The sequence below is a fragment of the Streptococcus pseudopneumoniae genome, assembly GCF_001074975.1.
Taxonomy (GTDB): Bacteria; Bacillota; Bacilli; order Lactobacillales; family Streptococcaceae; genus Streptococcus; species Streptococcus pseudopneumoniae_D.
Genome location: NZ_JUUO01000105.1, coordinates 1 through 16,178, shown reverse-complemented (window position 1 = coordinate 16,178; position 16,178 = coordinate 1). Strand labels below are relative to the sequence as shown.

Genomic DNA, 16,178 nt, shown 5'->3' with positions numbered 1-16,178 from the left:
TATTCCTATTGTATGTTAAACCCACTCACCGTTGTAATTGACACGATAGCCATCAGGGGTCGTCGTATTGAGTGCGAGGGCACCAGAGCTATAGGCATAGTACCATTTACCAGATACTTTCATCCAGCCAGTTTTCATTGCACCTGAGTCTTGAAGATAGTACCAGCTACCATTATCTTTGAGCCAGCCAGTCTTCATAGCACCTGAACCGTCGAGATAGTACCAGCTACCGTCTTTCACCCAGCCTGTTTGCATCCAGCCAGAGTTGTCAAATCGATACCAAACACCATTGATTTTTTCCCAGCCGTTAGTTGTGTAAGAGCCGTCGGAATGCTTGAACCACCAGCGAGAACCAGCTTGAACCCAACGGTCTGTTTTTGTTGGTGTTGGAGTTGTAGGGGAAGATGCTGGAGTAGTTGTATTCCCAGAAGTTTGATTAGTTGATAAAACTTCTAGTTTAGTTAGGTAAATGTAGAAAGCAAGACCTTTACCTACATTTTCTCTCACATCTACTGTCGCTTTGTATCGAACCCCTTTTGACTCAAAGTTCATACTATAGATTCCAAAATTTGTTGCCTTAAATGTAACTTGTTTTCCATCAACGTACACTTGTCCTTTTAGACGTTTTTCAAAAAAGTTTGGGAATTGATTTTTAAAATTACTACTATAATTTTCATCAACCAATTGTATACTAATTGCCTGTTTAGATAAATCATCAACTGCTCTTTGAATTTTTGCTTCTCTTTTCTCTACAAGAGTCACATCTGTTGCAATAATACTATCTGACTGAGTGTTTGTTTGAGGTGCTGGACTACTTGAGGCGTTGACACTTGAAATTGTAGCTCCTGTTGCTAGGAGTGATAAAACTGCTGTAGTAGTTAAAACGATTTTTTTCATAATTTTTGTATTCCTTTTCTTTTTATCTATTTTTTATAATCTTATCCTAGACCCACTCACCGTTGGCATTGACACGGTAACCGTCAGGAGTAGTCGTATTGATTGCGAGTGCTCCAGAGCTATAGGCATAGTACCATTTGCCAGAAACTGTAAACCAGCCCGTTTTCATAGCACCTGAGCTATCAAGGTAGTACCAGTTACCGTTATCTTTTAGCCAACCAGTCTTCATAGCACCTGAACAGTCAAGATAGTACCAGCTACCGTCTTTTACCCAGCCAGTTTGCATCCATCCAGAGTTGTCAAATCGATACCAAACACCATTGATTTTTTCCCAGCCGTTAGTTTTGTAAGAGCCGTCGGTATATTTAAACCACCAGCGAGAACCAGAACGAATCCAGCTACCGTATTTAATATCTTGTGCAGATGAAGTGTTAGAACTTGCATTATCTGATACTGTTACAGTCGTAGAATACGTTTTACCGTCTGATGTAACTGTAATAGTAGTAGTACCCGATTTGTGAGCGGTAATGTTTCCGTCTCGGTCAATTGTTGCTACAGAAGTATCACTGCTAGACCAGTCACGATTCGTCGGAATGATGACTTCGTACGACTTAAATTTGATTTTAAAATATCCTATCAAATTTATTTGAGTCGATGTCGTCGGTTTCAAAACTAAATTATTTTGCAAAGAAATGTCCTTGATATCAGATGGATTTGCTTCTGTATATAAAATAGAGTCACCATAATCGCCGACTAAGTTGTCAGAGTCCCCAGAATTTTCAGCGAAAAGTTGAGATATTTCGTAATACTGAACGTGACGATCACTATCTTTTGGTCTCATGAATGCAGACATGGCGACTGTTGTCCATCGAGGGTCAATCATATGTTCATAGTGTCCTGTAACTGCTCCACTTTTCCCTAAATCTTGTTTTTCGTCATAAAATTGTTCAATAGCTTTCATCAAACCTTGACGATTCCAAGCTAGATTTCCCGCCAAATGTGCAAAATTATCAGAATATTCACCAGAATATAATTCTTCGCCTGTTAAACGATGATGAGGGATATCTGCTAAAGATGCTTCTGACGCGCGTCTCAACGATGCTCGCTCCAATGAATTCGACCATTTAACTGGAACATAGCGGTCGACTAAACCTTCATCATAAGCTTCTTTACGAATCGCGTTAATACGGTCCACAATCGTTTGCTTGTCCGGCGTTGCAAATGTTCCTTTGATGCCTACAACTTGTAATCCATTTGAAGTACGGACACTAGATGGGTTTATTTCTGAACCTCTGAAGTCGCGCCCTAATACTATGTGTTCACTAGCTGATACTTGATTAGTTGTGATGACTCCAGCGCCAAGGAGTGATAGAGCTGAGATAGTTGCAAGTGCGAATTTTTTAGTTTGTTTGTTCATTTTGTCTCCTCTTGATTTTTCTTATAAATGTTTTATGATAAGTTAATTTCACCATCTCCTTTATAATAATTTACCTTTAGTATACTAAGAAACTTTATAAAATTTAAAAAAACTACGAAAAAATATGTTTTTCTATATCAACACCCCAAAATCAAGGTGGAATAGAACGTTTTCGTAGTTTTTCTCCTATTTACTTATGATTAGTGTATAATATAAAAGTGAAGTTAAAATAAAATAAGGGAGAAAGATATGTCTACAAATTTCGGCCCCGCGCTTAAAAAGATGAGAGAAGAAAGAGGATTTACTTTAAAACAAGTAGCTGGTACAGCGATTAGCCCTAATAATCTAAGTAAGTTTGAAAAAGGCGAAGCTATGATTAAAACAGATACTTTTTTTAAAATCTTTGAGAATTTGAATATTGTTTCTAATGAAGACATCATCCTTGTGGTTTCTATGCAAAATGAAGAGACAACCAAATTAGTCGAACATAGAAATGATAGAACCTTGGAGTCTGATGATGCGAAAGAGACAGTCAAAGATGATGAAAATCCTTATGTTAGAAATTTCCTTCATTTATTAACTCTCATATCTACTGAAAAAATGCTAACTGAAGAGGATTGGAAAATCCTTGAACAACTAAAAGAACAGTTGTTTTCAATGGATTACTGGTTACCTTTTGATTTTCATGTATTTCAACGCTTAGGCACTTTATTTGATTTTCCACTTCAAATGTATCAACAAAAAGAAAAAGAAGTTTTTGAAATTCTTACAAGTAGCCTTCCTTTAGCTACAAATCAAACTCATATGTTGGTGGATGTACTGCGAACAATTGTTAAATACTATTCTGAAAATGCTTATTATGACTTGGCACAACAACTGATAGATAAAATTGAATTGTATCGCATAAAGTATTGCAGGATTTTTGCTCATACTGGTTACTATTTGCCTTTATATCCTTTTATGACTATCAAGATGTATGAGGTGTATAATCTTCTTAGACAAAATAAAACAGAGGGGATAAAACTGGGACATCAGATTATCCAACATCTTGATACTATGAAAGTTTTATTTCCAGAAAATGAAATTTTATCCCTAAAAAATTCCTTCATCAAGGAAGTCAAAGAACTCAATAAAACAGGGATTCCATTCCCCTAGAAAGGTTAAATAAATGAAATTATATAAGAAATTTACGATTCTTGTTTTGGCTCTTCTTGGATTCACTAGCCAAACGGTTCTAGCTAATGATGATAGTAATGCTATCGGTAGTTCAACTACTAGCTCTGCAAATGCTTCTCAAGCAACTACAGAAAATCAACCAACGACTCCTAGTTCGAGTGAGCAGGAGACAAAGTCAACTCTTCCTACTGAGTCTAAGCTACAAACTGGTTGGGTAAAAGAAGATGGGAAGTGGGCTTATTATAGTCAAACAGGTGTCAAATTTACAGATACTCTTTATGAGGGCTACCTATTTGATAAGAATGGTTACTTACTTGAAAATAGCTGGTATCAGATGGCTAACAAGTGGTACTACGCCAATGGTTCAGGCAAATATCTGTCTAACCAATGGAGTCAAATCAATGGTAAGTGGTATGCATTTGATCAAAATGGTGCCATGATGGCTAATACCTGGAAGGGAAATTATTACCTAAAATCCAGTGGGGCTATGGCAGATAAAGAATGGGTGTACGATCCTAACTACTCTAGCTGGTTTTATCTCAAGTTAGGCGGACACTATGCTGAACGGCAATGGGTTGGCTCTTACTATCTAAAATCTGGTGGCTACATGGCTCACAAAGAGTGGCTTTATGATCAAGATTATAAAGCTTGGTATTATCTTAAAGAAGATGGCGTTTATGTCACTGGAACTTATACCATTAATGGAAGTAGTCATTTTTTCAAAGATAATGGTAAATGGGTGCAAGAACTTCCAAAAGGATTTGAAAAGGGGCACTATAGTAAAACTATTTTCCTAGATCCAGGGCATGGTGGACGTGATTCGGGTGCTTACTATTATGGAATAGCTGAAAAAGATTTGAATCTACAGGTCTCTCGTAAATTACGGAAACGTTTAGAAGAACTTGGCTACACAGTTCTAACATCTCGTGATAGTGATGTAGATGTTGACTTTGTGACAGAGCGTTCTCGTATGGTTAATAAAACGAATGCAGACTTCTTTATTAGTATTCATTTTAACGCTACTGGGAATGATACAACACTGAATCTGGGAATACAAACTTATTCTTATAAGGAAGAAGCGGGTTACCCGAGCAAGATTAATCAATACTGGCATAATAATCCAGACCGTATGAGTGAAAGTAATCGTTTGGCTGCTGACCTTCATTCATCTCTCTTGGCTGAGACAGGAGCTAGAGATGCTGGGCTTCTGCAAGCCACCTTTGCTGTTCTTCGTGAGACTGCGAAACCTGCTGTGCTATTGGAGTTGGGTTATATGGATAATTCAGAAGAAAACCAACGAATCCGTAGTGACCAATACCAAGATAAGTTAGTTGAAGGCATTGTTAAAGGAATTCAAAAATATTACGTCGGAAATTAAGAAACTACATCAAACTAAGCTTTGGAGATTTTCCTAGGCTTAGTTTTTTGAATTTGTAATGCTATTCATAACATTAAATTGTCTGACAATTTAATGAAAAATGAGTGAAAACGTGGTATAATGAAACATAATACTCAATGAAAATCAAAGAGCAAACTAGGAAGCTAGCCGCAGGCTGTACTTGAGTACGGCAAGGCGAAGCTGACGTGGTTTGAATTTGATTTTCGAAGAGTATAAAATTAATTCAGGTTTCCTGAATCGATAGGAGTAAACAATGAAAAAACTGGGTTTTGTCCTTTTATCTTCAGCCTTACTATTAATTGCTTGTGCTGTTAGGTTTGAAAAATCAGCAGATACAACCGATTCATCTAAGGTGACAGCCTTGTCTGAAGACAAGCAAAAAATGCTTGATAAGGCCACTGCTGACTATGAGACTTTTGTGCAAGAGCAAATCGATAAACTGTTGACAGATACGGAAGGCTTTGTCAAACTGTTGAAAGAAGGAAAGCTAGAAGAAGCCAAGAAGATTTATCCACTGATTCGTATGTCTTATGAGCGTTCAGAACCAATTGCCGAAAGTTTTGGTGAGTCAGATGTCAAGATTGACTTCCGTTTGGCAGACTATATGGACGAAAACAAGACAGAAGAAGGTTGGTCAGGTTTCCACCGCATCGAGCGTATTCTTTGGGAAGACAATACCACTAAAGGAACTGAAAGCTACGGCGATCAGTTGGTTAATGATATCAAGGAATTGAAAGCCAAGATTGCAACTGTGGATGTGGACTACAAGGTCATGTTGACAGGAGCAGTTGACTTGCTTAACGAAGTGGCAACAAGCAAGATTACAGGTGAAGAGGAAATTTATTCTCACACAGACTTGTATGACTTCCGTGCCAATATTGAGGGAGCTGAGAAGATTTTCCAACTCTTTAAACCATTGCTTGAAAAATCAGACGCTAACCTAGTTAAAGAATTGGAAGCAGATTTCAAGTCGGTTAATAGTTTGCTGGACAAACATATGACAGACAAGGAACAATACAAACTCTATACTGATTTGACAAAAGAAGATACTAAAGAATTGTCAGAAGCTTTTACAAAACTGGGTGAGCCTCGGTCACAAATGGGTAAATTTCTTAGTGGAGAATAAGAGTCATAACTGAAAAAGACGAAAAGTTTTTTGAAAAGAAAATGGACCGTCGAGAATTTCTAAAAAAAGCAGGGATTGGAGGGGCTGGTTTAGCGCTAGGACTCTCTGGTGCTTCTGCTTTTTTCGCACCTAAGCTAGGAAGTCAGGAAAAAATCTCGTACGGAAATGAAAAAATTGCTTTTTATGGCAAACATCAAGCTGGGATTGGACGGATTATAGTGCCAAGTTAGTAGAGGGGGAATTGGTCAAAAAAGATAGACAGAATACTCTCTTGCCTCCTAGCGATACTGGTGAAACAGTTGGGCTCAATCCTCATCGTTTGACGCTGACTTTTGGTGTATCTGCGAGTTTCTTGAAAAAGATGAACTTGGAAAACAAGCGTCCTCAAGTGTTCAGGGATTTACCGCCTTTTCCTAAAGAGCAATTACGTAAAAAATATACTGGTGGAGATATTGTCATCCAGGCCTGTGCAGATGATGAGCAGGTTACCTTTCATGCTATTCGCAACCTCATTCGTAAGGGCAGAAATGCGGTGACCCTTCGTTGGAGTCAGTCTGGATTTGCTGCCATCGGAGATCGAATGGAGACTCCACGTAACCTCTTTGGTTTTAAAGATGGAACAGCAAATCCAACCAAGGAGAAAGACTTTGACCGCGTCATCTGGGCTGATAGTAAGGACTGGATGGAAAATGGATCTTATATGGCAGTTCGTCGGATTCAGATGTTTTTAGAGACCTGGGACCGTACTAGTCTTGAAGAACAAGAAAATACCTTTGGCCGTTACAAGGAAAGTGCTGCTCCCTTTGGTAAGAAAAATGAATTTGATGAAGTAGATTTGAGTCTTTTGCCCGATGATTCGCATGTTCGTTTGGCTAAGGAAGTGGACAAGCCCCTTTTACGTCGTTCTTATTCTTATTCGGATGGAATTGATGAAAAAACTGGCCAGTTTGACACAGGCTTGCTCTTCATTTCTTTCCAGAAGGATCCTGATAATTTTGTCAAGGTTCAAACCAATCTAGGTGCTACAGATAAGATGAATGAATACATCACTCACATTGGTAGTGGCCTCTTTGCTTGCTTTGGTGGTGTGGAGAAAGGAGGCTATATTGGTCAGAAATTATTGGAAGGCTAAAAGCTGACTGCTGTTTTTAGCTTTGTCATTTTTAATTCTTTCCCCAGTAGGTGCCCAAGAAAGCTTGAGTTCTTACTTTGTGAAAATCACAGATGCGTCCAAAGCGGTCAAAAATGCCAATCAGTTTGAGGCACAGAAACTCGTTACGGAGATGGCAACAGACTTCGAAAAAGTAGAAAATAAGGATTCTGAGGCTGGTAAGCTTGTTAAGGAAAAGTTAGCCCAATCAGGCGAGATTACTGAAGACAAACTTACTAAAATTTCTGCAGCCCTATTAGCCTTTGAAAAAGAACAAAATCCTGTTGACCTAGATGCTGAAAAGGAAAAATTGGTCAACCGTCTAAGTCCTCGTTTTGAAGCTTTGGAACAAGCCATTGCCTCCAAAGATTTGGAAAAGCTCCGTGAAGCCTTTAAGAAAATGAATTCCACTTGGACCATCAATGAAAGTGTGGTTCGTGACAATAGTACGGCCCATTATGGACGTGTTGAAACAGCTATTTCCTTCCTGCGTAGTAGCATGGAAACCGAGCCTACTGATTTTAACTCCATCCAGACTTCCTTTGAGGACTTAAAAAAGGCTATTGATGATTTTGTAGCTGGAAAAGAAGTCGCAGCAACATCTTCTGATTTGACTCTCAAAGACGGAATTGCCCTTTTGAAGAAGGCTTTGGAACAATTCCAAGCTAGTGGTCAAGCATCAGGAGCTGCTACTATGAAGGAATTTATTACTATCTGGCCAACGATTGAGGGTTCTGTTAGCACGACTAATCCTTCCCTCTATACACGAGTGGAAAGCGAAAGCCCTGTGATTATGGTCAAGGGAAGTGAGAAGGAATACCAAGAAAAATTAGAAATACTGATTGCAGATTTATCCCAAATTGATACTAGCGCACGTTACAATGCCTTTGATGCCATGTTAATTCTTCTTAGAGAAGGTGTAGAGGCCCTTTTAATCGTTATGGCCTTGGTAACAACCTTGAAAGCAGCCAAGATGCGAAAAGGGCTCAAGTGGGTTTATAGTGGTGCTATCACTGGAATCATGGCCAGTCTGGTTATTGCCTTTATCCTGCAAATTGCCTTTCCAGCAGTCACATCGGGTTCCAATCGTGAAATCATCGAAGGAGCAGTGGGGATTTTTGCGGTAGCTATGATGATTTTGATTGGAATCTGGCTTCATAGCAAATCCTCAGTCAAAAAATGGAATGCTTTTATGGAGTCACAAATGGAAACAGTGACCAAGACAGGTTCTTTTATTTCCATGTTTGCCCTCAGTTTTCTAGCTGTTTTCCGTGAGGGAGCAGAAACCATTCTCTTTTATGTTGGGATTTTACCAAGAATTTCTAGCTTTGAATTTGTCTTGGGAATTTCACTTGCCTTGCTGGTTCTGGTAATTATTGCCATCGTGATGAACAAGGCCAGTCAATTCTTCCTGCCACATAAAGTCTTCTTTATCCTAACTTGGATGATTTATGCTCTGGCTTTCAAGATGCTGGGAGTTAGTGTCCACGCTCTTCAGTTGACCAATATGGCACCAAATCACTTGCTGACAGGCTTTCCAACAATAGACCTGCTTGGAATTTATCCAAGTTGGGAAGGCTTGACCAGCCAGCTAGTCTTTGTTATTATTGTCTTGATAGTCACTTTCAGACAGGGTGAAGAATACGATGGATAGAAAAGAATTGACAATCGTTGAACATCTGGTAGAATTTAGAAAGAGATTATTGGCAGTAGTCATTTGTTTCTTTTTGGTATTCTGTGTCTCTCTGCTTTTTGCAGACCAGATTTATCAGTATGTGACCCAATCTTTTCAGCAAAAGTTGATTGTTTTAGGCCCTAATGATATTTTATGGATATACATACGTTTGGCTAGTCTGATGGCCTTTACCATCACCTTACCCTACACAGTTTATCATATTTGGTCTTTTATTAAACCTGGTCTGAAGAAGGAAGAAGCTAGAGCAGTTTTTGCCTATATTCCAGCTACTTTCCTTTGTTTTCTAGTTGGACTGGCTTTTGGTTTTTACTTTGTAACACCAGCCTTACTTCAGGTTTTATTAGGGCTAGGAGAAGGATTATTTGAAACGCAGTTAACCGCCCAAAATTATCTGTCCTTTGTTTTTCAAACGACCTTGCCCTTGGCCCTGATTTTTGAATTGCCAGTTATCATTGCCTTTTTGACGTCGATTGGCCTCATTGGCCCAGAGTTATTGATTGCTTATCGCCGATACGCCTATTTTATCTTATTGGTACTTGCAGTCATCTTGACACCGGCCGACTTTGTCAGTGATTTGGCAATGACTGCCCCCTTGATATTACTCTATGAATTGAGTATTGCTATCAGCAAATACATTATGAAACGCAAGCAGAAAGGAGCGAGAAATGGGAATCTTACGTGATATCGGAGCACCAGGATTGATTATCATCGTTTTAGGAGCTCTCTTGATCTTTGGACCAAAGAGATTGCCTGAACTAGGTGAGTCAATCGGTAAAATGCTATCTGAATTTAAAAAAGCAGTTAAAGGAACTGAAAATCAAGATAAGGAAGACTAAACCTTGTCTAATAAAAAACTTTGTACTCTAGAAACCATCGTGTGGCTATCGAGAGTGCAAAGTTTTTTTGATACTCAATGAAAATCAAAGAGTAAACTAGAAAGCTAGCCGCAGGTTGCTCAAAGCATTGTTTTGAGGTTGTAGATAAGACTGACGAAGTCAGTTACATATATCTACGGTAAGGCGACGCTGACGTGGTTTGAATTTGATTTTCGAAGAGTATGAGTTTGGAACATGTAAACAGCAGTTGATTTGAAGAAAGAAAAAAGAACAGTCGAAACTGTTCTTTTTATGATTATTTGAGACCGTATTTTTTGTTGAAACGATCCACGCGTCCATCTGCTTGAGTGAACTTTTGACGTCCAGTGTAGAATGGGTGTGAGTCTGATGAAATTTCCACACGGATCAATGGGTAAGTTTCGCCTTCGAACTCAACTGTTTCGTTAGAGCGTTTTGTTGAACCGCTAAGGAATTGGTAACCAGTAGTTGTGTCCATGAAGACAACTGGGCGATATTCTGGATGGATATCTTTTTTCATTTTGCAATATTTCCTTTCTGCCATGGTCTCTTTGCGAGCCATAGATTGTTACCATACTAGTCTATCAGATTCTGAAAAGTTTGGCAAGTATTTTATCAGTTTTTAAGCAAGTTTTTTAATTTTTGGTAGATGATTTCGTTTTCCTCTAGGCTATAGGAATTAGCACCGCTTGCTAGAGGGTGGCCTCCACCATCATGCTCCTTGGCAATTTCATTGATAGGATGGATTTTACTGCGTAAGCGAACGCGGTAGTGGCCATCAACCTGTTCTACAAAAATTCCCCAGAGACTGACACTGTCAATGCGTCCTGGTGCTCCAACAATAGCAGCTGTTTCAGCATCGGTTACATTGAATTGTTTCAAGACTTCCTGACTCAGGATAACGCGAGCTGCACCGTTTTCATCCACTTCCAGATGGTCGTAGATGTAGCCTTGAAGTTTAGCGATTTTGTAACTCATAGTGTCCATTTTGCGAGTGAGAGCCGCAAAGTCAAAGTTATGTTCTCTCAGAGAGGCAGCCAGACGGAGGGTGCGTGCAGTCGTAGAAGGGTAGAGGAAACGACCTGTATCACCAACGATTCCTGCAAAGAGCAACTCAGCAGCTTGATCTGATAAGGCCAGTTGGGTTGTTTCAGCAAATAGAGTAATCATCTCACTAGCGCTACTTGAACTAGTATCCACCCAAGATAGGTCACCATATACATCATCATTTGGATGGTGGTCAATCTTAATGAGAAAATCACCTTGACTATAGCGCTTATCATCAATACGAGCAGTATTTGCCGTATCACAGACGATGACAAGGGCTCCTTGGTAGGCACTATCTTCAACAAGATCCATCTCAGCCATCCAAGTAAGAGTTGGTTCATCAAAACCAACGGCTTTGATGGTTTTTTCTGGGAAATGATGTTTGAGAAGAGCTTTCAATCCCACCTGACTTCCTAAGGCATCTGGGTCTGGTTTCATATGTCTATGAATGATAATCGTGTCGTATTCTTTAATTTTTTCTAAAATTTGATGGCAAATTTCCATAAATAACCTCAATTCTTTCTCATTTCATTGTAGCACAAGAATTTTTATTTTTAAAATGAAAAAGATGTGATATAATGGATAAAGATAAATTGAGGAGGACGATATGGCATTAGCAAAAATTGTATTTGCCAGTATGACCGGTAATACCGAAGAAATTGCAGATATTGTAGCAGACAAATTACGTGACTTGGGCTTGGATGTTGATGTTGACGAATGTACAACGGTTGACGCTTCTGACTTCTTGGAAGCAGACATCGCTATCGTTGCGACCTATACTTATGGTGATGGTGCATTGCCAGATGAGATGATGGACTTCTACGAAGACCTTGCAGATCTCAACTTGAATGGCAAAATCTACGGAGTGGTCGGCTCAGGAGACACCTTCTACGACGAATTCTGTAAAGCTGTCGATGACTTTGATCGTGTCTTTGTAGCGACAGGAGCAGAAAAAGGTTCAGAGTGTGTCAAAGTTGACCTTTCTGCTGAGGAAGAAGACATTGAACGCTTGGAACAATTCGCAGAAGAATTGGCTGCTAAAGTAGGATAAGCATGAACGTGCGCTGATGCAATCAATCAGTGCATTTTTCTTATTATGAGTTGGGATTTTACTAGCCTATTTAGTGGCTTTTTGATACAATAATTCAAATAAAGGAGGAGACTGTATGGATTTAGATAGAATTCGGCAAGAAATTGATCAAATCGATGACCAAATTGTCAAACTGCTAGAAGAACGAATGAATTTAGTTGAAGAGGTTGTGGCTTATAAGAAGACTTCAGGGAAACCGATTTTAGATACCAAGAGAGAAGCAGTTATTTTTGAAAAGGTCAGAAATCGTGTAGAGAACAAGCGCTATCAGGAGACTGTTGTCGCAACGTTTTCGGACATACTCAAACGTTCGCGTGATTATCAGGATCAAAATATCAAATGAAAAAAGAACAATTTTATCCGCTAGGGATTTTTCTAGCTGCCATGTTGGGCGGACTGGTTCGCTACCTGGTTTCTACTTGGTTGCCAGCTAGTCCAGATTTTCCTTGGGGCACCCTCCTTGTCAACTATCTAGGAATTTTCTGCTTGGTCTATCTGGTAAAAGGCTATCTGGTCTATAAGGGGACCAGTAAAGGCATTATTTTAGCACTGGGGACGGGCTTTTGTGGTGGTTTAACAACCTTTTCTAGTCTCATGCTTGACGCTGTAAAACTGCTGGATACAGGGCGTTATCTTAGTTTGATTATGTATTTGCTTTTGAGCATCGGTGGAGGCCTGCTTTTAGCTTACTATTTAGAGAGGAAAAAATGGTAATGGTCTATCTTGCAATTGCTTGTGGCTTCGGAGCTCTAGTACGTTATTTCTTTTCCCGCTATAATCAATCTTCTAAATTGCCACTTGGAACGCTGATTGCAAATCTTTTAGGGTGTTTTTTGATTGGATTATTCTACAATCATGTGGAAGCTAAGGAAGTCTATGCTATTCTAGCAACAGGCTTTTGCGGAGGTTTAACAACTTTTTCGACCTTGAATGACGAACTTCAAAGACTGTTAAGTGATAAGAAGGTCTTTTATTCTTACCTGACTTTGACCTACCTAGGTGGTTTAGTTGCGATTTTTTTAGGAATTCTGCTATAAATTTCTTTACTTTTTTGTGGAAATTTGGTAAACTGTATCTTGTGTGTAATGGACGCACAAAAATACAGTTTATCCGCTGAGGAGGATTCCTCAAGATTGACAAAGATAGGAGAATAAAATGAATCCATTAATCCAAAGCTTGACTGAAGGTCAACTTCGTACAGATATCCCATCATTCCGTCCTGGTGACACTGTTCGTGTACACGCGAAAGTTGTCGAAGGTAACCGTGAACGTATCCAGATTTTTGAAGGTGTTGTTATCGCACGTAAAGGTGCTGGTATCTCAGAAAACTACACAGTTCGTAAAATCTCTAACGGTGTAGGTGTTGAGCGTATCTTCCCAATCCACACTCCACGTGTTGAAAAAATCGAAGTTGTTCGTTACGGTAAAGTACGTCGTGCGAAATTGTACTACTTGCGTGCTCTTCAAGGTAAAGCAGCTCGTATCAAAGAAATCCGTCGTTAATTCGACTAAAAAACTCTGCTTTTTCAGCAGAGTTTTTATCTAGCTCCCTTAGTTCAATGGATATAACAACTCCCTCCTAAGGAGTAGTTGCTGGTTCGATTCCGGCAGGGGGCAGTAATTAGTTATTAAAAACCGCTCAGCTGAGCGGTTTTCGTCTATTCTTTTCTTTTACAGTACCCATGTACGGATGGCATGGGCGACGCCAGATTCGTCATTTGTTTTAGTGATGTATTTGGCGATTTTTTTGATTTCTGGATTTCCATTTTCCATAACAACGGGATTACCAACGACTTCCAGCATGGCGCGGTCATTTTCTTCGTCCCCGATCGCCATGGTTTCATCTTTGGTCAATCCTAGTTTTTCAGCTAAGTGAGTAATAGCTGAACCCTTATCTACATTCTTTTTAAGGAGTTCAAGGTAGAAAGGAGCAGACTTGTTGATAGAGTAGCGCTCGTAAAATTCGGCTGGTATCTTTTCGATCGCAGCATCCAGAATCTCTGGTTCATCGATAAACATACACTTGACGATTTCCTTGTCAGCCATTTCTTCAGGTGTACGGTAGAAGATGGGCATGCTGACGAGGGTTGATTCGTGAACTGTGTATTTTCCGATATTGCGATTGGCAGTATAGATACCGTTCTTAGTAATAGCGTGCATGTGGACACCGAGCTTACGGCTGAGGAATTCCATATCTAGATAATCCTCATAGGTCAAGGATTCACTGATAATCTCATGGCCAGTTGCAGTTTCTTGGACAAGGGCACCGTTGAAGGTCACGACATAGTCACCCTCGTCTCTCAATTGCAAGTCGTCCAGAAGTTTGGCAACACCTGCGATAGGGCGACCAGTTGCAATCACGACTTTGACGCCGGCTTGTTTAGCATCTTGGATGGCAGAAAAGACTTCAGGAGTAATCTCCTTTTGACTGTTGACAAGGGTTCCATCGATATCGACGGCGATTAGTTTAATACTCATATAGTTCCTCTTTTAGTTTTTATTTGAGGTAAAATGATCGTTCTCAATCAAGTGTAAAAATTGCTGAGTGATGCTTGCGAAGATGCTGTTTTGGTCCAACATTTCTTTTGGGAAATAGAAACGATTGTCTCCGTGGCGACTGCCAGCAAGGGATTGGACGATAGGAGACAGGCTAGAGAGTTCGGCCAGTTCTCCATTTTTTTGTAAAATCTCAATCTGTGTCCGTGGATTTTCAGATTCGGGACGATAGATATCATAAGGGAGGTCAAAATTCTTATGAATGGCAGTGTAGTAGTCGGGATCAAAGCCGATATCTTCTACCAGTTTTCTCATAGATGCAAGCTGTTCTTGATCTTCTTGTGAAAAGGTGATAGATTTAAAAACCTTGCGATTGACAAAGCGCTGCGACAGGTCAGCTAAAATCTTGTCAGAACTGGTCATCCATAGTTGGAAATAGGTATTCATAACTCCGTCATCCAAAGATAGATAGTCAGCTAAGCTAACATTTTTTTCGAAAAATGGCAGTAGATGTGGGGATGTAAGTATAAAGAAGTCCTTGTTTCCTGGATAAAGTTCTTTAGCACGTTTCAAAAGATTCTGCAGAAGTACTTCCATAGCACGTGTTGCTGGATGGAAATAAACCTGCATATACATTTGATAGCGACTAAGAACATAGTCTTCGATGGCATGCATCCCGTTTCGTTGGAAAGCAATTCCGTTTTCGATAGGGCGAATAACTCGTAAGATACGTGTTAGGTCAAATTCCCCATAAGAAGCCCCTGTAAAATAGGAGTCACGTAAGAGATAGTCCATGCGGTCTGCATCAATCTGACTAGAAATGAGTTGCACAACCTGCTTGTTAGGGTAGGTATGGTCTATGACACTGGCAACCTTTTCTGGAAAGTCTGGTGCTACCTGCAAAAGGACCTGATGAATCTCTGTATCAGGGCTTTGGATAATTTCCTGGGTAATAGCCTCATGGTCAGTGTCAAAGAGATTTTCAAAAGTATGCGAATAGGCACCATGTCCTAGATCATGAAGCAGGGCTGCAGTCATGGTTAGGAGGGACTCCGAGGAATCCCATTCTTTAGGATACTTTTCCTCAAAAATTTCGGTGATGCGACGTGCAATCTCGTAAACACCTAGACAGTGAGAGAAACGGCTATGTTCTCCACCATGAAAGGTATAACTGGATGTTCCGAGCTGCTTGATACGACGAAGCCGTTGAAATTCTTTGGTATTGATTAAGTCATAGATAATCTGATTATCAACATGGATATAATTGTGAACAGGGTCACGAAATACTTTTTCATTCATAAAACCATTATAGCAAAAAGCCACAGTTTTTGGTAAAATAGTAGGATAAGAGTGAAGAAAGAGGACTTGAAGTGAAGATTCGAATGAGAAATACCATCCAATTTGATGAACAATTGGAAGTGATCGACCAACTTTATGACGTTGAGTTACGTGAGAAAGGTGATTTTTCCTATCTCCTTTTTTACAATGAAGAGAAGGAAAAAGTGGTACTCAAGTTTAATGATACAGAGTTGGTGATGTCTCGATTTTCCAACCCTAAGACCATTATGCGCTTTCTAAAGGATAGTGATAGTTTAGCCTATATCCCCACACCCATGGGGATGCAGGAGTTTATCATCCAAACGAATCGTTATCAAGTGGATGGACAAAAGATCTATTTAGACTATCAACTACAAAATCAAGAGGGACATCCCTTTGCCAGCTATCAATTGGAAATTGCTTGGGGCTAGTCTCTTGTCTTTTTCAAATTGGTAACTTCTAAAACTAACTTCCAGTTTCTCACCACCTAGCATTTAGTATGAGAAAAACGCG

The 16,178-nt window shown here is 39.6% G+C and carries 18 protein-coding genes, 1 tRNA gene and 1 pseudogene; 14 read left to right on the top strand and 6 right to left on the bottom strand.

Going from position 1 to position 16,178, the window contains the following annotated elements; all coding sequences use genetic code 11:
- Nucleotides 1-15: 15 nt before the first annotated feature.
- The gene (locus ADI86_RS10740) at nt 16-897 is read right to left on the bottom strand and encodes an N-acetylmuramoyl-L-alanine amidase family protein (protein ID WP_065428624.1); all 882 of its coding nucleotides are present in this window, start codon (nt 895-897) and stop codon (nt 16-18) included.
- A 46-nt stretch (nt 898-943) separates the two neighbouring features.
- A complete protein-coding gene (locus ADI86_RS10680; RefSeq protein ID WP_053092724.1) occupies nt 944-2,314 on the bottom strand; it encodes an Ig-like domain-containing protein in 1,371 nt (456 codons plus the stop codon).
- Between the two features lie 249 nt (nt 2,315-2,563).
- Here ADI86_RS10680 and ADI86_RS05960 point away from each other — a divergent pair, with 249 nt between their 5' ends.
- From ADI86_RS05960 to tatA, 7 genes and pseudogenes are all read left to right on the top strand, one after another.
- Nucleotides 2,564-3,469, top strand: a complete 906-nt coding sequence (locus ADI86_RS05960; protein WP_049532174.1) for a helix-turn-helix domain-containing protein — start codon at nt 2,564-2,566, stop codon at nt 3,467-3,469.
- 13 nt (nt 3,470-3,482) lie between these two features.
- Nucleotides 3,483-4,868: an N-acetylmuramoyl-L-alanine amidase gene (locus tag ADI86_RS05955; RefSeq protein WP_049532173.1), complete on the top strand. Its 1,386-nt coding sequence runs from the start codon at nt 3,483-3,485 to the stop codon at nt 4,866-4,868.
- A gap of 274 nt (nt 4,869-5,142) precedes the next feature.
- On the top strand, nt 5,143-6,015 hold the full coding sequence (efeO, locus tag ADI86_RS05950) for an iron uptake system protein EfeO (RefSeq protein WP_049532172.1): 873 nt from the start codon (nt 5,143-5,145) through the stop codon (nt 6,013-6,015).
- Between the two features lie 41 nt (nt 6,016-6,056).
- Nucleotides 6,057-7,147 (top strand): annotated as a pseudogene (locus ADI86_RS05945) (Dyp-type peroxidase).
- Between the two features lie 7 nt (nt 7,148-7,154).
- Nucleotides 7,155-8,819: an FTR1 family protein gene (locus ADI86_RS05940; protein ID WP_049532171.1), complete on the top strand. Its 1,665-nt coding sequence runs from the start codon at nt 7,155-7,157 to the stop codon at nt 8,817-8,819.
- The gene (gene tatC / locus ADI86_RS05935; protein ID WP_049532170.1) at nt 8,812-9,543 is read left to right on the top strand and encodes a twin-arginine translocase subunit TatC; all 732 of its coding nucleotides are present in this window, start codon (nt 8,812-8,814) and stop codon (nt 9,541-9,543) included. Before ADI86_RS05940 ends, tatC begins: the two co-directional genes overlap by 8 nt.
- Complete coding sequence (tatA, locus tag ADI86_RS05930) at nt 9,527-9,697, top strand: twin-arginine translocase TatA/TatE family subunit (RefSeq protein WP_000512112.1); 171 nt, start codon at nt 9,527-9,529, stop codon at nt 9,695-9,697. Before tatC ends, tatA begins: the two co-directional genes overlap by 17 nt.
- 295 nt (nt 9,698-9,992) lie before the next feature.
- Here tatA and ADI86_RS05925 read toward each other — a convergent pair whose 3' ends face one another.
- Both ADI86_RS05925 and ADI86_RS05920 read right to left on the bottom strand, forming a co-directional pair.
- On the bottom strand, nt 9,993-10,235 hold the full coding sequence (locus tag ADI86_RS05925; RefSeq protein ID WP_000710764.1) for a type B 50S ribosomal protein L31: 243 nt from the start codon (nt 10,233-10,235) through the stop codon (nt 9,993-9,995).
- Nucleotides 10,236-10,330: 95 nt separating this feature from the next.
- On the bottom strand, nt 10,331-11,266 hold the full coding sequence (locus ADI86_RS05920) for a DHH family phosphoesterase (RefSeq protein WP_049532169.1): 936 nt from the start codon (nt 11,264-11,266) through the stop codon (nt 10,331-10,333).
- 103 nt (nt 11,267-11,369) lie between these two features.
- Here ADI86_RS05920 and ADI86_RS05915 point away from each other — a divergent pair, with 103 nt between their 5' ends.
- From ADI86_RS05915 to ADI86_RS05890, 6 genes are all read left to right on the top strand, one after another.
- Nucleotides 11,370-11,813 carry a flavodoxin gene (locus ADI86_RS05915; RefSeq protein ID WP_049532168.1) on the top strand — a complete coding sequence of 148 codons (444 nt, stop codon included), beginning with the start codon at nt 11,370-11,372 and terminating at the stop codon, nt 11,811-11,813.
- Between the two features lie 115 nt (nt 11,814-11,928).
- Nucleotides 11,929-12,195 (top strand): chorismate mutase, encoded by a 267-nt coding sequence (locus ADI86_RS05910; RefSeq protein WP_049532167.1) that lies wholly within the window; start codon nt 11,929-11,931, stop codon nt 12,193-12,195.
- The gene (gene crcB / locus ADI86_RS05905) at nt 12,192-12,566 is read left to right on the top strand and encodes a fluoride efflux transporter CrcB (protein WP_049532166.1); all 375 of its coding nucleotides are present in this window, start codon (nt 12,192-12,194) and stop codon (nt 12,564-12,566) included. The genes ADI86_RS05910 and crcB (ADI86_RS05905) overlap by 4 nt, the downstream gene beginning before the upstream one ends.
- Nucleotides 12,560-12,889 (top strand): fluoride efflux transporter CrcB, encoded by a 330-nt coding sequence (crcB, locus tag ADI86_RS05900; RefSeq protein ID WP_049532165.1) that lies wholly within the window; start codon nt 12,560-12,562, stop codon nt 12,887-12,889. Before crcB (ADI86_RS05905) ends, crcB (ADI86_RS05900) begins: the two co-directional genes overlap by 7 nt.
- 118 nt (nt 12,890-13,007) lie before the next feature.
- The gene (rplS, locus tag ADI86_RS05895) at nt 13,008-13,355 is read left to right on the top strand and encodes a 50S ribosomal protein L19 (RefSeq protein ID WP_001068669.1); all 348 of its coding nucleotides are present in this window, start codon (nt 13,008-13,010) and stop codon (nt 13,353-13,355) included.
- A 42-nt stretch (nt 13,356-13,397) separates the two neighbouring features.
- Nucleotides 13,398-13,469, top strand: a tRNA-Arg gene (locus ADI86_RS05890).
- Between the two features lie 54 nt (nt 13,470-13,523).
- Here ADI86_RS05890 and yidA read toward each other — a convergent pair.
- Together yidA and ADI86_RS05880 are read right to left on the bottom strand one after the other, a co-directional pair.
- On the bottom strand, nt 13,524-14,330 hold the full coding sequence (gene yidA, locus ADI86_RS05885) for a sugar-phosphatase (protein ID WP_049532164.1): 807 nt from the start codon (nt 14,328-14,330) through the stop codon (nt 13,524-13,526).
- A gap of 12 nt (nt 14,331-14,342) precedes the next feature.
- On the bottom strand, nt 14,343-15,647 hold the full coding sequence (locus ADI86_RS05880) for an HD domain-containing protein (protein WP_049532163.1): 1,305 nt from the start codon (nt 15,645-15,647) through the stop codon (nt 14,343-14,345).
- A 71-nt stretch (nt 15,648-15,718) separates the two neighbouring features.
- Here ADI86_RS05880 and ADI86_RS05875 point away from each other — a divergent pair, with 71 nt between their 5' ends.
- Nucleotides 15,719-16,096, top strand: a complete 378-nt coding sequence (locus tag ADI86_RS05875; RefSeq protein ID WP_080983190.1) for a DUF1934 domain-containing protein — start codon at nt 15,719-15,721, stop codon at nt 16,094-16,096.
- The last annotated feature ends 82 nt before the right edge of the window (nt 16,097-16,178 follow it).